The organism is Leptolyngbya sp. FACHB-261 (genome assembly GCF_014696065.1).
Taxonomy (GTDB): domain Bacteria; phylum Cyanobacteriota; class Cyanobacteriia; order FACHB-261; family FACHB-261; genus FACHB-261.
On record NZ_JACJPL010000029.1, the window covers coordinates 1 to 22,679 of the forward strand.

The 22,679-nt window shown below is 49.4% G+C and carries 17 protein-coding genes and 1 pseudogene; 11 read left to right on the forward strand and 7 right to left on the reverse strand.

Translation table 11 applies throughout. The annotated features are described in order from the left end of the window. Positions 1-106 (forward strand): annotated as a pseudogene (locus tag H6F94_RS24620) (IS630 family transposase); the annotation flags it as partial. 460 nt (positions 107-566) lie between these two features. On the opposite strand, the gene H6F94_RS24625 reads toward H6F94_RS24620, so the two are convergent. Next, a complete protein-coding gene (locus H6F94_RS24625; protein WP_242041408.1) occupies positions 567-1,457 on the reverse strand; it encodes a TetR/AcrR family transcriptional regulator in 891 nt (296 codons plus the stop codon). Between the two features lie 180 nt (positions 1,458-1,637). Here H6F94_RS24625 and H6F94_RS24630 point away from each other — a divergent pair, with 180 nt between their 5' ends. From H6F94_RS24630 to H6F94_RS24660, 7 genes are all read left to right on the forward strand, one after another. After that, positions 1,638-2,636, forward strand: coding sequence for a Rieske 2Fe-2S domain-containing protein (locus H6F94_RS24630; RefSeq protein ID WP_190804932.1), 999 nt, complete (start codon positions 1,638-1,640; stop codon positions 2,634-2,636). A gap of 1,050 nt (positions 2,637-3,686) precedes the next feature. After that, the gene (locus tag H6F94_RS24635; RefSeq protein ID WP_190804933.1) at positions 3,687-4,850 is read left to right on the forward strand and encodes a response regulator; all 1,164 of its coding nucleotides are present in this window, start codon (positions 3,687-3,689) and stop codon (positions 4,848-4,850) included. Positions 4,851-4,990: 140 nt separating this feature from the next. Next, a complete protein-coding gene (locus H6F94_RS24640) occupies positions 4,991-5,350 on the forward strand; it encodes a response regulator (protein WP_190804934.1) in 360 nt (119 codons plus the stop codon). A 35-nt stretch (positions 5,351-5,385) separates the two neighbouring features. Continuing rightward, a complete protein-coding gene (locus tag H6F94_RS24645) occupies positions 5,386-5,895 on the forward strand; it encodes a chemotaxis protein CheW (protein ID WP_190804935.1) in 510 nt (169 codons plus the stop codon). A 93-nt stretch (positions 5,896-5,988) separates the two neighbouring features. Then, on the forward strand, positions 5,989-8,739 hold the full coding sequence (locus H6F94_RS24650; protein WP_190804936.1) for a methyl-accepting chemotaxis protein: 2,751 nt from the start codon (positions 5,989-5,991) through the stop codon (positions 8,737-8,739). A gap of 53 nt (positions 8,740-8,792) precedes the next feature. Next, entirely contained in the window at positions 8,793-12,092 is a 3,300-nt protein-coding gene (locus H6F94_RS24655) for a hybrid sensor histidine kinase/response regulator (RefSeq protein ID WP_190804937.1), read from the forward strand. A 55-nt stretch (positions 12,093-12,147) separates the two neighbouring features. Further along, a complete protein-coding gene (locus H6F94_RS24660) occupies positions 12,148-12,690 on the forward strand; it encodes a chemotaxis protein CheW (RefSeq protein WP_190804938.1) in 543 nt (180 codons plus the stop codon). A gap of 39 nt (positions 12,691-12,729) precedes the next feature. On the opposite strand, the gene H6F94_RS24665 is transcribed toward H6F94_RS24660, so the two are convergent. Then, positions 12,730-13,524 carry a sulfite exporter TauE/SafE family protein gene (locus H6F94_RS24665; protein WP_190804939.1) on the reverse strand — a complete coding sequence of 265 codons (795 nt, stop codon included), beginning with the start codon at positions 13,522-13,524 and terminating at the stop codon, positions 12,730-12,732. 916 nt (positions 13,525-14,440) lie between these two features. On the opposite strand from H6F94_RS24665, the gene H6F94_RS24670 reads away from it, so the two are divergent. Next, complete coding sequence (locus H6F94_RS24670; RefSeq protein ID WP_190804940.1) at positions 14,441-15,337, forward strand: TauD/TfdA dioxygenase family protein; 897 nt, start codon at positions 14,441-14,443, stop codon at positions 15,335-15,337. A 498-nt stretch (positions 15,338-15,835) separates the two neighbouring features. Next, complete coding sequence (locus H6F94_RS24675; RefSeq protein ID WP_190804941.1) at positions 15,836-16,747, forward strand: 2-hydroxyacid dehydrogenase; 912 nt, start codon at positions 15,836-15,838, stop codon at positions 16,745-16,747. Here the strand turns inward: H6F94_RS24675 and H6F94_RS24680 are convergent. After that, positions 16,736-17,626 (reverse strand): sulfite exporter TauE/SafE family protein, encoded by an 891-nt coding sequence (locus tag H6F94_RS24680; protein WP_242041409.1) that lies wholly within the window; start codon positions 17,624-17,626, stop codon positions 16,736-16,738. The two genes, H6F94_RS24675 and H6F94_RS24680, sit on opposite strands and share 12 nt — an antisense overlap. Continuing rightward, complete coding sequence (locus H6F94_RS24685; protein WP_242041410.1) at positions 17,623-18,825, reverse strand: D-alanine--D-alanine ligase family protein; 1,203 nt, start codon at positions 18,823-18,825, stop codon at positions 17,623-17,625. The genes H6F94_RS24680 and H6F94_RS24685 overlap by 4 nt, the downstream gene beginning before the upstream one ends. A gap of 465 nt (positions 18,826-19,290) precedes the next feature. On the opposite strand from H6F94_RS24685, the gene H6F94_RS24690 reads away from it, so the two are divergent. Then, on the forward strand, positions 19,291-20,190 hold the full coding sequence (locus tag H6F94_RS24690) for a TauD/TfdA dioxygenase family protein (protein ID WP_190804942.1): 900 nt from the start codon (positions 19,291-19,293) through the stop codon (positions 20,188-20,190). 220 nt (positions 20,191-20,410) lie between these two features. On the opposite strand, the gene H6F94_RS24695 is transcribed toward H6F94_RS24690, so the two are convergent. The 3 genes from H6F94_RS24695 to H6F94_RS24705 all read right to left on the reverse strand — a co-directional run bounded on the left by H6F94_RS24695 (position 20,411) and on the right by H6F94_RS24705 (position 22,623). Then, complete coding sequence (locus H6F94_RS24695) at positions 20,411-20,998, reverse strand: DUF3611 family protein (protein ID WP_190804943.1); 588 nt, start codon at positions 20,996-20,998, stop codon at positions 20,411-20,413. 347 nt (positions 20,999-21,345) lie between these two features. Further along, complete coding sequence (locus H6F94_RS24700) at positions 21,346-21,831, reverse strand: orange carotenoid protein N-terminal domain-containing protein (RefSeq protein WP_190804944.1); 486 nt, start codon at positions 21,829-21,831, stop codon at positions 21,346-21,348. 114 nt (positions 21,832-21,945) lie between these two features. Further along, positions 21,946-22,623 carry an orange carotenoid protein N-terminal domain-containing protein gene (locus H6F94_RS24705; protein WP_199320650.1) on the reverse strand — a complete coding sequence of 226 codons (678 nt, stop codon included), beginning with the start codon at positions 22,621-22,623 and terminating at the stop codon, positions 21,946-21,948. Between the last annotated feature and the right edge of the window lie 56 nt (positions 22,624-22,679).

The window sequence follows — 22,679 nt, forward strand, 5'->3', positions numbered from 1 at the left end:
GTGGTTTGTGCTGAAGAATTGGATGCGACAGCGATTGGATGAGTTTGAGAACTTTCGAGATTGTGTGGATGCTGCGTTCAAGCAATGTCCTAACGTATGCGCGTAGAGCTATACTAGACTGTTTTGCTAGTCTCAAGGAGAGGGATGTTGCAGCACCCATTTGTATCAAGAGATGGACTTGCACGGCCTCCAGAACGAGATCGATAACCTAAGAGCTGAACTGGCTAAGGTGCCACCCCTACGATCTAAGATCAATGATCTAAGGGCTAAGCTTGCTGCGGTGCCTAAACTTCAAGCAGAAGTCAAGATGTTCTGTTCAGAAGTTGCTGAGTTTCGACAGAGTATCACTCTAGCGCAGCAGTCGGGGCTATCAATAATGGCAATAGAAGCGCCAACAGAGCCTAAAGAAGCCGAAGGTTCATAACAGTGTAATTAGCGGCTTGTGAAGTGGAATCATTGGCACTAGTCTCTACATTGGGTCTGTCCAGCCAGTTCTAGGAAAGCCTTGCCAAACAGCGCCCTCTCTAAAGTCCATCCTTGCTAGAAACAACGGAACCAGCACATTGTCACAAGTTGTCGCAAGTTTGTAGTAGCGCAGGATTAAGGCGGTAGTAGAGCTGGTTTGTCTCGCCTTCGGGTAAAAGCAGACCTCGATCCACAATGGTTCGCAGTTCACGCTGTAGCGTTCGTCGTGATGGTTCTGGGCAAATCTCCTCAAAGTTTTGAATCGTTAGCCCTCCATGTTCGAGAGCGAAAGCTAGAGCCAGACACTGACGGTTGGAGAGTTGATATTGCTGCGCCAGTAGGTGGCAACGGCTGAGCGGCTGGGCCAAATTCGGCTCCTGCTCAGGCAAGGGGTCCTCGCCTATATAGGGCCGCAGATAGTTCATCAATAGCACCCGAATCTCCTCGTAGAGTTGCTTTCGGTGCGTCTGCCCACTACGTAATGCCACCAGAAGCAAGGCGTTATAGCTTTGGATACAAACCTCAGCAACCAGTTCAGTTTTCTGAATACTTAAACCGGGATTGCGAACCCGAAGTAGGCCGGCAAAACTTCGAATCAAGCCTTGGGTAAAGCTCTCATCAAATCGAGAGAACATCTCTGGAGCCACAAAATACTGGATGTAAACAACGCGAGGCCCTGGATGCTCAAAGTAGGCAGCAAAGCTTTCTACAATCAGATGAACCATTGGCTCAAGCGGCAGTCGAGCGATTTGGGATAGCAACCGATTGTGAATAGACAGCACCTGCTCCATGTGCCGTTCTTCTAGAGCATGGAAGATCGCTAGCTTGTCTGGAAAAAATTGATAAAGCGAACCGATTGCCGTCTGAGCCCGAGCGGCAATGAGATGGGTCGTCGCCGCCTCGTAACCGACCTCAGCGAACACCTCTGCTGCGGCTTCTAAGATGCGCTCGACTCGTTGTTGACTGCGCTTCTGCTTGGGCAGGCGACGCATGACTCCCCTTCTCCTGGTTGAAGCATTCATCGCTTGAGTGTACTTGACAAACACGAGTGATTGGTCATATTTTTCAGTTAGACACGAGTAATTCGTCGCAATTTGTTAGGCTATCATCCCTGAATTTGGCCGAGCTATCGCTCAGCTGATTCGGGCAATTTAATCAGGAGTAAAACACCCATGTCGATACTTGCTGGTGCCCCTTGGCTATTGGCGCACAGATCTATGTTAGGGATCAATAAACCCCAAAAATTATCTCTTTACGGCATTGATTATGTACTTTGGCAAGATAAAACAGGCAAGGTGAACGCTTTGCCCAATGCCTGCCCACACATGGGAGCCATGTTGTCAGAGGGCTGGTGTCACGAAGGGAAAGACCAGACGAGTGTGGTGGTTTGCCCTTTTCATGCACTGGAGTTTGATGGCGAAGGCTGCACGATTTTGCCAGGCTCCCAGAAGAAAACTTTGCCCCAGTTAGCTCCACTGGAGCTGATTATTCAAAATGACTTTATCTGGTCCTACGGTGGGCATGAACCTCAAATACCAATTCCTAACATCCTGAATGAAATCGCCTCTGAATATGAGTTGATCGGTCATACCGCTGATACCAGCGTAGAGACTGATTTGCTGACGATGCTATTGAATATGCACGACTATAACCATCAGAATGGCACTCACCGACCTTTATTTAGAATTGAGGAAGTTCTATTTAAGAGTTTTAGCGATCAGGGGCACCACTCCCACGCGTTTTATAGCATGCCAACAGCGTCTACTAACTTAGTTGAAAAACTGACCAACCTAGATTCGTTGCTGCTCCCCAAAGTCATTGAGGCTCATTTGGAGAATTATTTTCCCTTTCTGATAATATTTCATGTAGAAAACGATCTTGGTAAAGCCAAGCAAATTCACCTGTTTGTGCCGGAGTCCGAAACTCGAACCAGAACTTACGTGTTGATGTATGGGCTACCTAAAAACCCTGTGTTTAGACTTCTAGGGAAAAAGTTTCTGAATTTCGCCAAAGTCGTTGTCGAGCAGGATGCTGATATTCTGCACAAAATCTACCCGAACACACCTCAAAAGATCAAACTCAACAACGAAGTTGGCATGGATTGGGTAAAACGCAACTTCGCAAGTTGGCCGCAAGTTACGGAGCCCAATCTTTCTAAACAAGCTGATTAATCAAAGCTCTATGGCCACAAGCCTAGCTCATGCCTTTTATAACAATGTCTCCTGTCAGTCAGTAACTCCAGTGGCCACAGGAGCATTACTTTTCAATATCAGGTTTTCAATATCCCTAACTCACAGCAGATCTCAGCCTGAGCTTAAGAAACTGGCCCAAAACCTTCGTGACAGCCAATAGCAAGAAATCAGCCAGGTGAAGCAATGGTACCAGCAGTCATGCAGTTTAAAATTCCAATGCCCCACTAGCAACAGCTTTTTCAACTACAAAGGTCGTTGCTAGTGGGTAACTCCGTAGAATCAGTTACTAAAATTAGAAACAGAGTAATCCTTCTACATTGCAGGGCTCGCTTATATACCTTTACCTATATACAGGGCCATCCACGCCTCTCAGGATTAAATGAGATTTTTATTGCAAAGAATATAAAAATGCCTGAAGCCTTGGCATGTCCCAGCAAAATTGGTCAGCAGAATTCTCTGCGTATCTGGTACGCTGCTTACAAGTACCAGATACGCCAAAGCCTTGTTTTATACTCTATATTCAAGTATTTTGCGTATTGATTTCAGACTTCTCATACGGTTGTTTTTATAGGCTAGCTTACAACTTTTATTGGCTAGATCAATCGATCTCACCGCAGTTGAGAGGCTGAAAAGTGACAGCTTAGGGTTGAATTACCTGTCCTTTAGGCTCTGTGGAAACGCGATTATTAACTTCCCCTAAAGGCAATACGAAGTTTGTAAAACTCACTGATTTCTACTTGTCTTCTAAACAAAAAATGCTATGTTTGCATAGGTCCCAGTATCCAAAAGCTCTGGTACAAGCTTGAGATAAGGACCTGTTGAGCTGTCGACTTGAGGAAGAAAATATATTCCAAGCGCTCTCGATCATCTTAACCAGCCATTTTAAACCTGAGGGCTGTGGGGGAAGGTGTTGTTGGAGCATAACAAGTCAAGGCTTCATCGTTAGCTTCTGTTGTTCAAAGGTCAGGGTCTGCCGCTACCAAGCTTCCTTCTTGTAACTGTGTGTAAGGATTCAGAGCTGAAAGTGACATGGCCAAGGGACGCTTCAAGAAGGGTGAGTTCGGAGCTTTGCTCAACACCTTGCATCAGAGACGGTTTACTGGCAAATTACAGGTTCTCAGCGAGCAAGAGACATCGAGCCAACTGATTGAGCGAGTAATTTTCTTCAAAAATGGCTGGATCATTTATGCCGGTATAGGCGCGCCTACCATCGAGCTTTACATTCGTATCCTCAGCCCTCATCTCAAAAAAACTTGGGAGCGTATCAGTGCCGAAGCTGGCTTGAGAAAGCTGGGCAACATCAAAGTTCCATCGATTAATAACAGCTACTCTTTCTTGGGTTGGCTGGTCTACAAAGGGATCTTGACTTGGGAGCAGGTCTTATCGATTCTGGAGCCTCATGTGTTGCTTGTGCTGGAGCGTCTGCTGCCTAACTTAGGCACTTTTAGCTTGACCGCTGAGCCGCTCGATACTATCGCCATTGGCTTTCATGTTTCAGAGCTGCTCCACAAGGTGACCACTCGCCAGCGGCAATTGTCTACTCTTGCTCCCCAGCTCACATCGCTGAATGACAGACCAGTTCTTAATTCGCTACCCTGCCCTGAGTCGGCTGATATTCTCAACTCGGCTCAGTACAAAAGCTTTCAAAAATTCATCCCCTGGATCGACGGTGATCGCTCCATTCTTGACCTGGCCGAACTTCAAAGCCAAGACACCCTCAAGCTAGCTCACGCCTGTTCCGTCTGGAGTAAGGCGGGTTGGCTGCGCATGGTTCAGACGACTAGTGCGGCTTACGCACCCACCATTGTTGCCATTGACGATAGTGCAGTCATGCTGGAACTGGTCAAACGCTCGCTGAAGCAGTACCGGGTACTGACCGCACAGAGGGCAACTGAGGGGCTAGCTTTGATCTTTCATGAAAAGCCAGACTTGGTCGTGTTAGATGTCTCAATGCCAGAACTAGATGGCTTTAACCTGTGCAGTACGATCCGAAGCGTTGATTCTTGCAAGCATATCCCTGTGCTCATGTTGACTGCCAGAGATGGTTTTCTAGACAAGATGCGGGGGCGAATGGCTGGCACAACCGAATATCTGACCAAACCATTCGAAGGAGAAAAATTATGCGAGGTTGTAGACAAATATCTTCAACGAAAAATGGTTAATCATCAGGATTCTGTCTCCAAAACTGGATAAACAGGATTAAGGATGTAACTCGTTCTATCTTCGGCCTATCGTTTAGGCTCAACCCGAACGTAGCCAAAATCATAGGGTGGTTTGCCCGGTGTTGGATTGTCCAGTTAGCCATTAAATCAAGCGATATCGAAGGGGATGTCATGTCGAGAGTATTAGTGATTGACGATGTGCCCTCGCAGCAGGATTTAATTTGCCGGATGCTCCAAGAAGGCGGCATCAGCGTTATCCGAGCCAGCAGTGGCGAAGAAGGGCTTAATCGCATTCGTAAAGAAAAGCCGGACTTGTTGATTCTTGATATTGTCATGCCGCGAATGAACGGCTATGAAGTTCTGCGAGAGCTCCGAGCCGACGCAGCAACGAAGCGATTGCCAGTTGTGCTTTGCACAACCAAAGGAACGGACTATGACAAGTCTTGGGGCATGGATATGGGAGCAGATGCTTACATCACCAAGCCATTTGACGAAACGCAGCTGCTCAACACAGTCCGACGTTTGCTTTAAGCCCAAATTCTGTTGGGAGATAATCCTAGATCTTCATGACATCCTCCGCTATTACCCCCCTTAGTAAAGCTGCATTTCCTACGCAGTTCCTGGTATTTCAGCACCAAACCAGTTCTTTCGCGATCGAACTGCGCTTGGTGCAAGAAGTTTTAACCACCATTGAGCAGCCAATCACCCCGGTACCCAACACCGCCCCCATGTTGTTGGGATTAACTAATCTGCGGGGAGAAATTGTGCCAGTCGTAGATTTCGGCCAGTTTGTTGGTCTAGAGATTGTACGTCTCAATTCTCTAGAAAGCCGGATTCTGATTTTAGAAAATACTCAGACCAGTTCCAGCCAAACCACAGCTCGGCAAAATACCATTCGATTTGGCGTAGCGGTCGAGCGAGTTCAAGGCGTGGTGCAATTTCAGGCTGGGAAAATTGAGCCTTCGAGCAATGCCAGCCCGGAGTTAATTCCCTATTTACGGGGATTGTATGACTTGAATGGGCAATTGCTGATGGTGCTTTCTGTGGCAACCTTTGCCAATGACTCTCGCTGGTAGGCCCGCTGCCTAATCAACTGCCTAATTGGCTGCTAATTGGGGTGTTTATCTACCTTATCTACACTCTCGACATGCTTGGAGGAGCGCTCTGATATGTATACTTCACAACGGCTGGAAGATGGTGTTCGGGCCCTCCGAGCTGGGCGCTATGAAGAGGCAATCCAGCTATTAGAAGAAGGGCTTAAAGACGATCCATCTAATCTTGATCTGCGCTACTGGTTATCTAAAGCGCATCAGCAAGGGCAGCGAGATCTAGACACAGCGGTTGAACTTGACCAAGAGTATTTAACAGCTCAGGATTGGCCAGAGCGCAACGGGCAGAATGGCAAGTTAGTACGCAGGGCAGAGGCTTACAGGTCAGAAGCGGAAGACAGTTTTGTTGACGTCTCCACCACTACAAATGTTGACGACCAGCAAAGCTACGAGCGTTCTGGCAAAAACCTGAACAAGAGCCAATCGGAGTCAAACGCCAAGGATAAAAAGACCACTGTTCGCCCCTGGGACAAATTAAGTCTGAGAACTAAGGCAACTGTTTTAGCAGTCGCCTTGGGAACAGTTCCAGTCTTAGGGGTAGGGGCAACTGCCTACTACTTCACCAGTCAAAGAATCACCAACAACCTAATCAGCCAGCAGCAGGTTCGTGCAACCTCCATATCTAGTACCCTCAGCCGTCTTACTCAAGAGCGCTATCAAGACACGATCGGTCTTTCTACGCGGACTTTTCTCACCGACCCCAATGGACGAGCCGCAACTTCTGACCAGGTCAAGGTAACTTCGTTCAAGCAATACCTAGAAAAGGGTTACGACCTTGCTGGTTTTGCCGATCTCAATGGCAGAGTGCTGATCAAAGCAGGCGATGGTTTAGATGATGTGTCAGAGCGTGACTGGTTTAAGGCAGTGAGCAGCACTCAACGCCCGGTCATTATTCCTCCTCGAAAATCATCTGTGACCGGTGAGTATTCAATGTTTGTCGGTGCTCCTGTTGTAGATGGAACCACGGGCAAAATGATCGGGGTCGCTTATACGCGGACGCCTGCCTCCTATTTCAACGAGGTTTTTGCCAAGGAAGCAAAAGCAATCTCTGACAACGTAAAAGACTTCGGCTCCCAAAAATATCTAGCTATCAATGATTTGGGCAACGTTTTTATCGCCCCAGAAAAGAATTACTACGACAAGACGGTTCAAGAGGTTTTTGCTCGCGCCGCAGTTCAATTAAAAACGGTCAACAAAGTTGGCAGTGTCCAAGATACCAACCGGCTGGATAAACAAGAATACGTAGTGTCTTACATTCCTCTACCGGGTGGTGATGGCTTACCTGAGCTGAACTGGGGGGCACTGGTCGCACAGCCTACGGCTGAGTTGTTTGCGGCTCGCCAAGGACTTCTGTTCACCTTTGCGATTGGTATAGGAGTTGCATCTCTGCTAGTCGGGGTGATTGCAGCTTACTTAGCCAACCGAGCTACGCAACCGATTGTGGCGGCAGCAGGAGCGGTCGAGAAGTTGGGGCAAGGCAAACTTGATACCCGCATTGGGGTAAGCGGCGAGGATGAGCTAGCCGTTTTGGGCTCCAACATCAACCGCATGGCGGTGCAGCTTCAATCGTTGCTGAGCCAAACTCAGCAACAAGCCAGAATGCAGAAAGCAGAGCGGGAAAAACTGCAACGTCAGGTGGACGCCATCGCGCTTGCAGTAAATAGCATCGCTCAAGGTAAGCTCGACACCCGCATCCCGGCGTTGACTGGGGAAGGAGTGGTCAAAGAGCTAGCCGACCAAATTAACGGCATGACCGCTCAGCTCCAAGAACTGGTTGATGGGCAGATTGAGCTGGCAGCCCAGCGGAAAGCAGAAGCCGATGCCTTGACCGAGCAGGTACTCAAACTGTTGGGTGAAATCAAGGGCGCAGCTCGAGGCGACCTGACCGTTCGGGCTGAGGTAACCGAAGGCGCAATGGGTAGTGTGGCTGACTCCTTCAACTTCCTGGTCAGTTCCCTCCGCCGCGTGGTTAACGGCATTCAGGAAGTAGCCACGCAGGTCACTAGTACCACGGGTGATTCTATTTCTGCGACTCAAGAACTCGCGACCCAAGCTCAGACCCAGGCGGTTCAGATTCAGGGCACGCTCAGCCAGTTGGAGCAGATGATTCATTCCATCCGGGATGTGGCAGAGGCCGCCCGCATGGCTGAACAGGTAGCTCAAAAAGCAGCGCTGACCGCAGAGGACGGCGGTCAGGCCGTAGACAAGACAGTCGAGGGGGTCAATGAGCTGCGCGACACCATCGCTCAAACCACAAAGATGATCAAACGCTTAGGCGAAGACTCCCAAAAAATCGAGAGCATCGTCAGTGTAATTTCCAAAATCGCTTCTCAAACTAACTTGCTGGCACTCAACGCCACAATCGAGGCAGCCCGAGCCGGGGAGCAGGGTGAAGGGTTTGCAGTGGTTGCTGAAGAAGTCCGCAAGCTGGCCGAACGCTCAGCCGAAGCGACCGAAGAAATCGATGCGATTGTGCGTTTGATTCAAGAGGGAACCGCCCAGGTCGTCATTGCCATGGAAGAAGGCACGCAGGAGGTCGTCCAGGGCACCCAGCTAGCGGCTCAAGCCAAAGAGCGCTTGGTCAGCATCATCGAAGTCAGCCGCGAAATCAACCATCTGGTGGTCAACATCTCTCAAGCGGCTCAGCAGCAAGCCTCAGTTGCTGACGTCATTGCTGGAACGGTGCAGCAGATGAGCCAAGCGGCAGGTGAGACCTCCAAGAGTGCTGAGTCTGTGACTGACACCCTCGGTTCCTTGAATGAGGTTGTCGACCAGTTGCAGAACTCTGTGCAGAACTTCCGTACCACTTGAGGCTCTACCCCGACCTTAAACTTTGCAACCGTCTCCGGCGAGAACCGACTACTGTGAACCAGGAAGACTACCGCCAGCTTATCGGTGCCTTCATGAGCGAAACTCAAGAGTTCTTGCAGAGCCTTGAGCGCAACCTGCTGAACTTGGAGAAGGCCACCGATTCAGCGGCGCGTTCTAAGACGATCGAGAACTTATTTCGAGCAGCTCATTCAATCAAAGGCTCGGCCTTGATGTTCGGGTTTGAAGACCTCTCTCGCTGTGCCCACAGCCTAGAGGACTGCTTTGCGGTGTTGCGCGACCAAGCCGATCTCACACAGCCGGTCCCAGACATAGTGATCAATCTGCTCTTGAGCGGCTTGGATCAGCTTCAGGCAGCAGTGAGCTTTGCCCGTCGTGGCAACACCCAAGATCCAACCCGAGTGGGCACGCTGGCCAAAATCCTCGTTGAGTTAGAAGCCGAGTTTAGGGCGCAGGTTCCCACGCAGGCTCTCGATCAGCCGTCTAATCAATTGCCTCTAGTCTTGCCTAAAGAAACCACTGCCTCCGCTGCCATCCAGGCTGTATTCGCCAATGAGGTGTCAGAGATCTTGCAACAGCTGGGCACGCAGATCCAGCGGGGAGTCAAGCAGGGCAGCTACGAGGGACTAATCTCAGAAGCACGCAAGCTTACGGGTCTAGCAGGCATGTTGCAAATGCCTGGCTTCCAGAAGATTGCCCAACTCCTGGAAACTTTAGGCGACCTGAGCCCGACCGTCGTAGATCCAGAATTACTCGTCGCAGTTTACCCACAAGTTTTGCGGGAACTCCAGGCCGGCCAGGACGCGATCCTGAGCGGTCGCGCTGATGCCGCAGGTCCCAGTCCTGAGCTCCAAACCGCAGTGCTGCAACTTCAGCAGCAAGCTCTGAACGCTGACCTCAACGCAGAATTTAATTGGGACAGCTTCAGCACAGAAGCTGATCTAGCTGATCTGGACGAAGTTTCGCCTCTAGAACCGCTTTGGGACAGTGAACCTTTAGATACTGACCAATTCGCTGCCCTGCTAGATGCAGCCAGTGATAGCGAACTGAGTGAGCTAGGTGAGCTGAGTGAAACGGAGGTGGAGATTCAGAGCCTTGGGCAAGGCAGACAAACTAAACGGGTTGATGCAGATGAAATCCCGTTGCATCTGATTTTCCCAACTCTAACTGAGGTCGTCGAGACGCCTGTTTCTGAGGTGACGCTTGTAGATGCAAGTCTCTCTGGAACAACCCGAGAAGAGACAACGATCTCAGAAAGGATTTCAGAGACGACCATCGCTGAACCAAGTCTGAGCGAGGCAACTGTTGCAGAGCTAGAACCCGAACGCCTCAAAGACTCTCCACCTGCTTGCGAAGAGCCATCTGGGCCTGCGCCTGACTCTTTTATTCGAGTTGAGGCCAGTCGCCTGACCGAACTGCTCAACCTGGTTGGGGAACTGGTTATCAACCGTACCAACCTGGAAAGTCAGGTTGCTCAATTACGAACCACGGTGAAGCAGTTGCGCGGTGGCACAGCTGAATTACAACGAGCGGGGGCAGAGCTGCGGGAAGACTATGACCGGCTGACCGTGCCTCAACGGCAGCAACCTGCATCCCGTCCCTCACAAGCAGCTGCCGCCAATTCCAATGGCAAGCTCAGCGCTGGCTTTGATCCTCTAGAACTCGACCAGTATGGAGAGTTTCACATCCGCGCCCAGGGCGTCATTGAAACAACTCAAGATATTGACTTTGCCTCAGACCGCACCAATCAGATTGTGTTTGACGTTGAACGTGGACTCGATCAGCTGCGTCGAATCACCAATCGCCTGCGCTCGCGGGTTTTGCAATTACGGGTTCTGCCCTTTAGCCACATCGTAGATCCTCTGCCTCGGGCGATTCGAACCCTCTGTCGGACCTATGGCAAAGAAGTCAATCTGCTGTTGCTGGGCCGGGAGCTGGAATTGGATGAAAGCATCTTGGAGGAATTGCGGGATCCCTTGATTCATCTCGTGCGCAATGCTTTTGACCACGGGATTGAGCCCCCTTCAGAGCGTCGGCAGTTTGGTAAACCGGTTTCTGGAGAGATTGAAATTGCCGCCCGCCGTCAAGGGAGCCATACCCTGATTTCAGTGCGCGATGATGGCCGAGGCATCGATTTAGAGAAGGTGCGTGCCCATGCTGTAGAGCGCCGATTGGTGTCAGTGGGCAAGGCCCTGGATCTCAGCCCCGCCGATCTCTACAGCCTGCTATTCACCCCAGAGTTCAGTACCACTGACCAAGTCACTGCTCTCTCTGGCCGGGGCATGGGCTTAGACATTGTTCGGACAACCGTGCAGCGTCTGCGTGGTTCGATTGCCATTGATTCCACGCCAGGACAGGGCACCCTGTTTACCCTGAAGCTGCCGCTCGTGCTTTCGATTCTGCAAGCCCTGTTGGTGCAGGTGGGACAACAGACCCTGGCGGTGCCGATGGATGTGATCGAAGAGATGTTGCACATCGAACCTGAACGTATTCACACCGCAGGCCAACACCAGATGTTTCGCTGGCGGGGCGAGTTCCTAAGGCTCATTCGCCTGTCCGATCTGTTGTCCTACAGCCAGCCAACGGCTGAACTACCCAACACACTGGCAGACTCAACTCACCTTTCGTTGCTCATTGTCAATATCAGCAATGGCTACTTGGCCGTTTTGGTTGATCGCCTGCTGAGCCAAAAAGAAATCGTGATTAAGCCCCTGCCAGCTCCCCTATCCAAAACTAAGGGCATCGCAGGCAGCACCATTGTGGGCGATGGCAGCGTTGTCCTGATCGTCGATGTGAGCGATCTGGCAGCCGCTGCACCTGTGCTCAATCAGCTGAGCGAGCCGGTTTTGCCTTACAGTGCTCAGGCACAACGAGTTCGGCCGGCGCTCCCCTCTCAGGCTACAGCGGCCAAAGCCACGCAGTTCTTGCCAGTTCCTGAGCGGCCAGCGGTGACGGTAATGGTGGTAGACGATGCCTATGCCGTGCGTCGCCTAGTTGCTAACTGCCTGATGCGGCGGCAGTACCAGGTGTTGCAGGCAAAGGATGGGCAAGACGCCTTAGAGCAGCTTCAGGCTGGAGCCAAGTGCCACTTTATCCTCGCGGATATTGAAATGCCTCGAATGAATGGCTTTCAGTTATTGCAAGCACTCAGGGCCAATTCTGAACTCCAGTCAATCCCAGTTGCCATGTTGACCTCACGCACCGGCCAAAAGCATCGACAGATGGCTTTGGAACTGGGAGCCAACGCTCACTTCATCAAACCTTATAAAGAGTCAGAACTACTGGATACAATCGCCCGGCTCACGCAGCAGAGTAGGCTCTCCCCTTCTATTTAGCCCGCAGGACAGTAGCTGTAGTTTTTGACCTCTCACTTCAAATTCTCGTTTTGTTATGAGCAAACTTCCAGCTGACCGGACTCTAGACCCTATCGGAAGCCAATCGGATCTCTCGACTCTGCGCTCACAACGGCGACGAGCGGGTCTCAAGCTAGTCTGCTTCCGAGTCGAGGGCGAACATTACGCAGTTTCGATTGAGCGAGTTAAGCGAATCACAGACCTTTCTGGCGCCTACGGTCTGCTCAGCACCGGCAACAGCCTGATGGATAGCAACGGTGAAAATATTACGCTGATCAATTTGCATGCTCTAGTCCATGGCTCTGCCCAGCCGAGGTTACAAGCGTCGCAGAACTCAGCTCACAACGCTGCGCCCCAGCCCTATGTCATTGTTTGCTATACCGCTAACCGCCAGCTCATGGGAATTGCAGTTGAGCAGATGCCTGCCATCCATGCCGTTCCGGAAGCAGCTCTCCAACCGTTGCCCGATCTCTACCGACAATCGCTGAGTTCAGATTGTGTCAAAGCCTTAGTCCGGCTGCCTTCTGCACTCGCAGGGCAACCGGATCTGCTCTACCTGAATCTAGATCGGCTTGGTTAGAAGCTTGCCCAACTGAGGTAAATAGCTTTTCTAAAGACCTCAAACCGTTGCTGTTGCGTAGGCTAACCAGGCACGCCAGAAGATGTAAGTCGACATCAAGGCCAACAGGGTGCGAAAGGAAAAGGTGACCACAGCATCCGATAAGCGGGGTAGCCAACGGATACCAAAGTGAGCACCAAGCATTCCACCTACGCCCAGAATTAGGCCGTCTGCCCAGAGCACATTGCCGCCCAAGGCATGACCAATACAGGCAGACGAGGCAGCAATAGCCGTGACACCAAGGCTAGTTTGAATCGCAACTTTGATCGGCTCGCCAAGCAGCAAAATCTGCATTGGCACCAGAACCACGCCCCCACTAACACCCAAAAGACCGGCTAGGAGACCTGCGGTTCCCCCTGTTGTAACAATTGCAGCGAGGACCCTGGCCCTTCCGCTATTGCTTTTGTCCTTGCTAAGAACCGGATCACCTTGACGGACCAAACGCTTTTTCAAACCAATCAGATAGAAGCTGCTGGATAGAAGGATTCCATAGCAAATCAGTAGTATATGAGGCGGAAATCGGTTGGCAAGATAGACGCCAAGCTGAGCGGTCACAAGCGCCGACGAACCGAGGTAGAGCACTTTTCGCAATTTCAGTAGCCCCATCTTCCAGTTTTGCCAGGTTCCAGATAGGGCGACGATAACAATCGCTAAACTACTGGTCGCTGTAGCCTGTACTGGCTCAGCCCCCATAGTAATTAAGAGAGGGATCATCAAAATCGCCCCGCCAATACCGAAAAGCCCAGCTAACACACCTGACAGGACCCCACCGACTGGTAGAAGCAACCACTGCATATAATTAACAAGCGCAAACTAAAGCGTTACGCACACTTCTAAGGTCTAAATGCAGCTTTAGAGTAAGCCACAGTCCACCCGCTATGCTTCGATAGCTGTCTGTAGACTTAACTTACAGATAAGTTGTGGAAGTCTCAATGTGAGCTTCGAGTCTGAGGCGATTGACTAACGAGGCGTTGCCAGTCAGTAGTCTAAGCGAAGTATTCTAGCAGTGGCCAACAGGTCACTCTTTACCACCGGTCGAGTCTTTAATCTCATAAGCCTGCACCTTTCAAGAACTCACAAGCGCAGCGTAATCTGCTACGTCGCATCATAGGTATACCACAATTAAAATGTATGTATCACCTATCACCAAATACTTATTTCTACAAAAAGTAGGCCTAGAAAACAAAGAGCAGACAGGCCAATTCTACCCGTAGTGCCAGTCGGGGATGTGCTAATTGATACTAGCTATCGCTAGAGACACTAGGAAGTTGATCCATCGGTTTGTGCTCTCCGGTTTGTGCCTTCAAGGGTTTAGCGCTTCTCTACAATAAAATGTTTGACTTTCATGATAATACATCTGTAACTTTGTTAAAGTCCCCATCTCTTCTGACGCTTAGCCCGAGACTTAGGCCAAGACTTACGACTTTTTGAGCTGCAACGCAAGTATAAGGGCAGACTTGACTTATCTAAACAAACCCTGTCAAAATTCGTGTTGGCGTCTTAGCAGACTGGTTGTACCATTTGCTGAATTGCGGATAGTTGTGGACAGAGCAGTTGGCTCTTCGAGTGAGGCTGCGGCTGGTACTTGTGTTCTCATGTGTTCCCTTCTCAACAATAGCCAACAAGCAATTGTTTGCCGGAATTGTTGAACTGCATCGAAAAATTGTCCCCTACACTACCTAATCTATTTTGAGAGGGAGGAGAAATATTGATGGCTGATCTGTCTATTCGTAAGCTGTCGCCAGTGCTCGGCGCAGAGGTTCTTAACGTTTCGCTTACCGAGCTACTCGACGATTCAACCTTCGAGGCAATTCAAAAAGCCTGGTACGAAAACGTTGCTTTGGTGTTTCGTAACCAGTCTCTTTCAGCTGCTGACCTGGTTGCTTTTAGCTCCCGGTTTGGCCAACTTGACATCGCTCCCCCTAATGAAAACGGTCGGTGCTTTGTAGAAGGCTTCGAAGAGATCTTGGTAATTTCTAACGTGGTTGAAAATGGAGTAGCCATTGGTAGCCTCGGCTCCAAGGAGATTCCCTGGCACACTGACATGTCGTATACAGAAGTGCCCCCACTTGGCATTACTCTCTATGGGTTTGAGGTACCAGCCCCAGACGGTGGCAAAACCGAGTTTGTCAACATGTACCAAGCTTTCGAGACGTTGTCCGACGAATTGAAGCAGAAGGTTGAAGGACTCAGCATCAAGCATGACAGCAGCATCAATGCTGCCGGTTACCTAAGACTGGGGTCAGATCCAGTCATTGATGTTGTGACTTGCCCTGGTGCGATTCACCCAATCGTGCGTACTCACCCTGTTACAGGTCGCCAGGTGCTTTACTTGGGTCGTCGACGGAATGCCTACATCTGCGGCTTACCGGTGCAGGAGAGTGAGGAATTGCTTGACGCCCTTTGGGACCACTGCACTCAGTCTCAGTTGAAATGGCATCACCACTGGCAACCCGGAGATCTGCTCCTCTGGGACAACTTCTGCACAATTCACCGCCGGGATCAGTTTGATCCTAATAGCCGACGCATCCTGTATCGCACTCAGTTCAGACCCAAGTTGCCTCAGCTTCAAGAGCGCGCAGCAGAAACTGCTACAGCAGTCAAGTAAGCCTGTTACTAATCAATCATCATTAAGCCTGGAGCTTCTGATAGGGCTATAGCTTTTAGGTAGTGCAATTACTTATAGCTATAGCCCTTGTTTGGGTTAGCGTTAGTCGATACCGAACTGCTAGACCGTTGAGCTAGTAATTTCTAAAGCCCGCTGTACTGACCCTCGCGACCTGTTGGTCAAAATAAGGACAATCATATGAATTCGCTGTAGCGAACTGTAGTTTTCCTGATCAAGGAACTGCAGGTTCACCGGGTACTTCTGCACTCGTCCAGTTAATTTGGACAGTGGTTATGGAGATGAATAGGAAACGGTGAATAGAGAATCTGTGCGGAGCTTCTTAGTGGGTCCTGCAGTTGTGTGAGCCGCGTTATTAACAGCCACGGCAAGTGCTATCCAGACGGTACCAATGCCGCCCATTTTTTACACTCACACAAGTCTTGGTAAGATTTTGTAGCTTTTAGAAAATAGGGGTAAGTTCAATTGACATATTTATGCTTGATTGACAAGAATATCTGCCTATCCGATCAGCATTTAGAGCAACTGCGGGCCTGCGCTGAGGTCGAGTTCTTAGACATCTCCACGGCAAATGACTCTTTGCTAAAACGGGGGCATCTCCTATTGCTCCACAGCAAATTGCTGCCCGAGCAACTTCGGCTGATGCAGAACTGTCGTTATATCGGCCTGAGAGCACGCAATTTAGATTATTTGCCTGTTGAGATTGCAGCTGAGATGGGCATAACCATTCGCAATTTACCATCTCTATCAACCATCGCTGTCGCTGAGCACACCTTTGCCTTGATCTTTGCTCTAGCTAAGAATCTGATTAGATCTCATACCCAAACCGTTGCTGGTCAGTGGCGCACCAATCTAAGACCAAATTTTGAAATTTGTGGAAAAACTCTGGGGATTATTGGCTACGGAACCATCGGCAAGCAAGTCGAGAAGCTAGGCAACTGCTTGGGCATGAAAGTCCTCATTGCCACTAAGCCGAATAGTCATGAGCACAGTCAGGAAAACAACAGGTTACCCTTGGAGCACCTGTTACCGCAATCGGATATTGTTACCCTCCACCTGTCTTCTACTCCTAGCAACAGGAGCTACATTAACCAACACCGACTGTCCCTAATGAAGCCAGGAGCGTTGCTAATCAATACAGCCAGAGGCTCAGTTTTAGACTACACAGCCTTAGGGGAAGCGCTGAACTCAGGGCATTTGGGCGGTGCTGGACTGGACGTGTACGAGGTAGAGCCAGCCATACCCGCTCCTTTATTGGAGCTGCCTAATGTAGTCTGTACGCCGCATGTTGCTTATGCAACGGAAGAAGCCTTAGCTGGGAAACACAACATTCTAGTTGAGCAGGCATTAAGTTACCTGAAGGACCTGACACAAGGTCTTCTAGACTCCTAGCCAGTAGGCTGACCAAGCCTGCCAGAAAATATAGACTGCGACAAATGAGAGCAGAGAGCGAAAGATAAAAACGACAGCCGAATCTGGTAATTGAATAAGGTAACGGGTGCCGACCTGAGCTCCCAACAACCCACCCGTACCCAGAGTGATGCCCTCGATCCAGAGTAGATTACCATTCAAACTATGCCCGATACAGGCAGAAATAGCTGCAAGAACCGTGACACCAAGGCTAGTTTGGATAGAAGCTTTGATCGTCTCTCCAAGCAACAACATTTGCATCGGCACTAACGCAGCTCCACCGCCTACACCGAGAAAACCGGCTAGTAAGCCCGCAACAGATCCTGTTGCCAATCTTGCCGACACCAAGCCAAACTTTGAGGAATTGGCAGGAATTGGATCTCCCTGCTTGACCAGCTTTCTTTTCAAGCCAATCGAGTAGATGTTGAAGAGCATGAGGAGCCCGAAGCAAAATAGCAACACATAGGATGGAAACCTACTGGCAAAATAGACTCCAATTTGTGCCGTGACAACAGCGGCTAAGCTAAGGTAAAAAACCTTATGGAATTGTAGCTTCCCCATCCGCCAATTCTGCCAAGTTCCAGATACAGCTGAGATGAGGATTGCTAGGCTACTAGTAGCTGTTGCTTGAACAGGTTGAGCCCCTGTAGCAACCAAAATAGGGATCAACAGTAGGGCACCGCCAATCCCTAAAAGGCCTGCAAGGAAGCCCGACAGCAAGCCGCCAATTGAAAGAAATAACCAAGCTTCCAAGGGCATGGAGGGCAGACTCAGCAGCAGGGAGAGCATCAAGAAAAGCATCACCAGCGCAATGTTGAGCAGGTGTGTTCTCAACCCGCTGCCAGCTGATGATTGCCTCAAGCCAGCAGCTCCACAATGTGATGAATCGTATCGACGCTGTAGGTGAACAAATAATCCAGTCGATCGGCCAAGAGACCCAAAATCAGGTCGTTGTAACTCATGCCGTATTCTTCAAGCCCAATCGACACTAAACTTGTAACCTCATCAGTTGGCCGCTTCAAATCTGGTTTAGGATTAGCCTCCAAAACATGGAGGACACCATTGGCATCGGCTCTAATATCAATTCGAATTAGAGACCTCAAACTGAATTCCCAATAGAACCTTTGTGCCAATTTAATTAAGTTCTGCTTAAGCTCAGCTTCATCGTTGCCAACCAGTCGAGTGCGATTGGAAGTAATCGCCTTTTTATCCATTGAGGTAAAGATGGGTTCATCAGCCTCAAGAACCCGTTCCAGAGCGGAAAAGGCGAACGGATTCGCGTTCCTTGCCAATCTGCCATTTGCGTAAGTGACGTAGCCACAAACGGCCACACAGTATTCGCGTCCGGGTAGATAGGTTTCAATGAGAACCGTATTGTGGGTGAGCCGATGCACCTCACTAGCCATGCGCGGTAGATCATGGATCGACTCAACCAAATGCACATGGAGAGAAGCTCGGCCTGAAACCGGTTTGACCACGAAGGGTCCCTGATAGTCGCCAAAGACAGCTTTGAACTTGGCATCTACACTTGGCCTCAACAACCCACGAGAGGGGTGCCAAGTAATAAAGGGCGCTGTCTCAATGCCCAGAGCTTGGAGTTCGCGCTTAAAAGTATGCTTGTTATCTAGAATCGAGACGTTGAGAGGGTTATGGCCAATGTATGGTATCCCTAACATCTCCAGCATTGCTGGTGTGTGGCAGAGAGGATTGTAACCCTGGACGCCACCTGTATTGAGCCAAGCTAAATGAATCTCTTGCTCTCTTAAATTCTGAGCAAGAGTCATGTCATCTGGCATCAAAAAGACGTTTTGAAATCCAACTTCTTGAAGGGCTCGCTGGATATCTTTAGCAACTACTTCATAGCTTTTCCAAGAACGTGGGTTGTGAGTCCTGTGGATAACCGAGCCATCTCGATTCTTGTTGCCACCGTAGATAACAGCAATGCGTAGCTTAGATAGAAGAATATCAAGGTAAGGCGGCAGCAGACTAAACTCGTAATGAAAGCAAGGATCTACGAGAGCCTTGATCTCTTGAACCTGCGCTACTGTAACCATATCCATTGCCTTAAGCCCTCTCAATGTTTCTCAAGCGACCTCTAAGAAGTGCTGGAGACATCTCATTTGATCCCAATCCCAAGCATCTTGGAATTGGGCCCTCTATAACCAACTGCATTAATAATGAAAATGCCAGGTGAGGCAATTGAGAAGTCCACAACCCCTTAGCCTAGAAGCTACCCCACTTTACCTGTACAGAGTTATTGGACTAAAAACCTATGAGTCATTTATGTCCTGCTCAGGTTGGATCTAACCATACCATGTCTGAAAACATATGTATCGTTGGCCACTGAAATGCTACGTTTACGCCAACAATACTATTTGGGACATAAATTCGTCGTGCCATTGTTTGCATACCATACGTCTATGTGAGAGCGGTCACATAGACGTATGGTATTATTCCCCTGGTCAAGCGCCATAACTGATAGTTAGTGGCTAGTCTATCCTTAAAAATGGTGAGGGAAGTCTACTGTGAGCCTATCCATTCGCAAGCTATCACCAGCGCTTGGAGCTGAGATTTTTGACATCGATCTCTCTCAACCGCTTAGCGATATTACCGCTAGTGCAATTGAGAAGGCTTGGTACGAGCACTCGATCTTGCTCTTTCGTAATCAACACTTATCGGATGCTGAGCTGGTAGCCTTCAGCAAGCACTTCGGCGAACTTGATGCCCCACCCATAGGCACTAGCAACCGCTATTGGGTTGAAGGTTTTCCCGAAGTTCTGGTCGTTTCCAACGTAATTGAGAATGGTGTACCGATTGGCAACTTAGGTGCCAAAGAGGTTACCTGGCACTCTGATATGTCCTATGAAGAGGTTCCACCGATTGGCAGCATCCTCTATGCCCTTGAAGTGCCACCGGTAGGAGGCAGCACAGAATTCGTCAATATGTATGCTGCTTTGGAACACCTCCCTAGTGAACTGAGACGCAAGGTAGAGCACCTGAGCATCAAACATGACGGCAGCGTCAACGCTGCAGGGGATCTACGCTTGGGCAAGCAGCCGGTCACAGATGTTGTCACTTGCCCAGGGCCGATCCATCCGATCGTCCGCACTCACCCCAAGACCGGACGTCAGGCCCTTTATATTGGCCGTCGTCCCAATGCTTATGTTTGCGGTTTGCCTGTGCCAGAAAGTGAGGAAATCGTCAACGAACTTTGGAGCCGTGCTATCCACCCTGACTGGACCTGGCGGCTCGACTGGCAAGTTGGCGACATAGTCTTCTGGGACAACCGTTGCACAATGCACCGCCGCGATCCATTTGATCCCAATAGCCGCAGGGTTATGCACCGCACCCAGCTTAAGGAGAAGCTGCCTCAGCCCCCAATCGAACTAACACCAGACCGAGTTCTTGAGAGCCAAGCTGTCTAAGATCTGGTGTGTGAGCTGCGTGACAAGCTACAGCGATTCTTGAGTTATTCCTGCAGCTTGGTGTGGCACAAGCTCTGTACCAGGCAGCAGTAGTTCAGCCTTTACATTTCAATAACTGGTCAATGACTGGTCTCGCGGGCACATCTAATATTGATGTGCCTACTTGTTCTGTACAGCCCAAAGTTTCCCCAAGTTTGGGATAGCTCAGTTAGGCACGCCGCTATTCCCGTACGGGTTCCTGTCCATGTACCCAGATGAACAACCACAGCGATGCTAAGGTGCCACCCAAGTGGGCAGCCAAAATGCTGGCATTCGTTTGGACGACAAAAATATCAAACGCTCGGATGAACTGGTTAGGATCGTAGAAGGCTGCCGGTTGGAATTGAGCAAATGATTTTCCTAGCAGGGTCACAACTGTAATCTCAATCCCAAGGAAGGTCAGCAACATACCCAGCAGGTTAATGAGCAAGCCAATTCTCAAAGTGCGAGCAACACTCTCGCGCTTGGGCTTCATGCTGGGATTGGAGAGCTTCAGCCGTTTTCCCAGGCGTGTGTACTGAAAAGACCAGTAAATACTAAAGACCAAGACCAAAAGACCAGCTACTGCCAGGATGATACCCAAGCCAGCACCGGAGTTACTACTTTCGGTATTAAGATTACGCCCAGATAGAGAGAACAACAAAGTCAGAGCAGAGATAACCAAGAGTACAAGCTGAAGCAAAAAGCTGGTCCAGCCCGTCATGGTAAAAACAGTGGCAATTCCCCTAGTCCTCGGGGTTGCTGGACGGGTACCTAATTCGCTGGGCATACGAGTAGCCAATTACAAGATTGGTACACAACTATGGCTTGAGGATAGTGATAAGTCTCAACAGATGGCGCCAGTCTAACGATGGATTGAACTGCTCAACCAGCTCTATCAAGAAGCTTATTAAGCGCCTTACAACCAATTGAGGAGACGCAGCGATATCAGAAAGCCTTCAAAACTTGAAGTTCTGCGTTTGAAGCTTCACAGCTGCATTTGATCAATCTTCAGGAGTTTCTGCGTGCAACAGGCAACAAATAGAGCCCGCTTGCGCGGACTCTTCTGCAGATTAAGTGAACTGTTTAACTCTCTAAATTGAAAAGGGAATTTGGAGAGTCAAAACTGCTCAACTTCTAGATTTCAGCTCCAGCCTTGGGCTCAGCTCCCATTGGTTCAACGTAGTCTCTGAAGGTTGTGATCTGCTGTGCGAAATCTAGCGCCTTGATATGGTTCAGCAAATCCTCGGCTTGAGAAGAAAGCTTGTAGTCAGCAGGCATTGGGATGATCGTACCATTATCCATTCCTTGAGATAGCAAGTACCAAAACAGCAGCTTGGTAGTGGCGCTCATGGAACCATATTCACGACCGATTAGCGTATCAGCTCGGTTGATCAGATCCCGTTGTACTTGCAGCTGTTCCTCGTGGGACATGCCTTTGACTTGCTCAAATAGAGATTCAGCTACTGAAGTAGAGACAGTGCTTGCACCAGGAGCAGCTGGCGTAATTGATTTACCCATCTCGGTGTAGATAAACCAAAACAAAGCTAGTTGCTCATCGACCTCTAAATTCTGGAAGGCTTGAGCTTGTTGTTTAACAGTGTCGTCGCCCGCAAATGTCATTTGGAACCTCAAACGATATTAACAATTGAAATTTAACAAAAAAAAGCTAGCGTTTAAACTAGCTCAGGGCAGGTTAATATACCCATCTAAAGAGAGAAGTTAAACGAAACAGAATCATAAAGGCTGAGAGGGCTGCGGATCTATGAGTTTAGATACAGCCTGAGGGTCACTTCCCATCGACACTACAGCATCCCGCAAAGCTTGGATTTGCAAACCGTAGTCTAAACTCTGGATTGCAGCCATCAAGTTTTGAGCTTCCGGTTTAAGCTTATAGTTATCAGGGAAGGCAATAAGTTTTCCCTGATCAATTTCTTGAGCAAGATGGTGCCAAAAGGTTAACTTGGTATTTGCACTTAACGCACCATATTCCCGACTAATTGGTGTATCAACACGGCCGACGATCTCACGCTGTGCTTCCAATTGCTGAGCTTCTGGCATTTGGCGGATTTGCTCAATCAGCCCATCGGCAACTTCGGGTGAGGCTACGCTGGGAGAAGACGGGTGAACAGGACCTCTGACTTGAGTATAAATAAACCACAATAGAGCAAGCTGAGTATCAACATCCAACTGTTGAAATGCCTCTACAGCTCGGGCTGAGCTATCAATCTTTTCAGATGCCATAAAAAGCTCAAAACCGTCTATGTTTAGTATTCCCAAAAGGTTAGCAGATCTCAATATGATTTCAACCTGCTTTAGAAGGCTCATTGAACCTAACTGTAGATAGAGGCAGTTTTTATTCAGGTCAGGCAGGGTGAAGGGTGATGCAGAAATTTTCCCTTCAGCAGGAATCATTCAAAGGGATAGGTTGCAACTTTGTAACCTTGATCTCAACGAGGCAATCTACATTT